The following is an 880-nucleotide window of genomic DNA, read 5'->3' as shown; positions in this document are numbered from 1 at the left end:
TCCTCAGGGATATTGTCTCCGGTGACTATGGCCTGGTTGCTTATCTTACTTACACTAAGTGGAAGAGGATCGTTTATCCTTACCTTGAAGCCAAGAACTACGTTGGCTCCAGCCGTAACAGTTCCTAACTGCCAACGTAGACTGTCCGGTAATTGCGCCTCACTACCACCGGTCCCGGTAATACTGCCAGAGACATAGGCAGTATAGTCAGGGATGGTATCAGTGACCACCACATTATTAGCCGGGGAATTGCCGGTATTCTGGATAGTGATGGTATAACTGAGCACCTCTCCTGGATTGACCTGACCGTCAAGATTGGCATCCTCCAGGGAAACCGTCTTATAAGTTGAGGAGAGATCAGGCTCGCCAAGCGGCACAGGAGGAGGTGGAGGAATGGGTGTATCCGGATTATCGTCTTCCTTGACTCTGGCATAGTTGCTTACCTTGGCGGCGCCAGGTGGGAGAGGATCGTTTATCCTGACCTTGAAGCCAAGAACTACGTTGGCTCCAGCCGTAACAGTTCCTAACTGCCAACGTAGACTGTTCGGTAATTGCGCCTCACTGCCTCCGGTGCCGGTGATACTGCCGGAGACATAGGTAGTATACTCAGGGATGGGATCGGTGACAACCACATCCTTAGCCGGGGCATTGCCTGTGTTCCGGATAGTAATGGTATAACTAATCACCTCACCTGGATTGCCGTAACCATCGTTATTAGTATCCTCAAGGGAAGACCCCTTTGAGCTTGAAGAGAGATCAGGCTCGCCAAGCGGCACAGGAGGAGGTGGAGGAATGGGTGTATCCGGATTATCGTCTTCCTTGACTCTGGCATAGTTGCTTACCTTGGCGGCGCCAGGTGGGAGAGGATCGTTTATCCTGA

1 protein-coding gene is annotated in these 880 nt (G+C 51.7%); it reads right to left on the bottom strand.

The window, feature by feature from the left end; all coding sequences use genetic code 11:
• A partial coding sequence (locus AB1797_05675) for a hypothetical protein (protein MEW5767105.1) occupies positions 1-880 on the bottom strand: 880 nt, incomplete at both ends.

The organism is bacterium, assembly GCA_040753085.1.
Classification (GTDB): Bacteria; UBA9089; JASEGY01; order JASEGY01; family JASEGY01; genus JASEGY01.
This window is presented reverse-complemented; position numbering and strand designations above follow the sequence as displayed.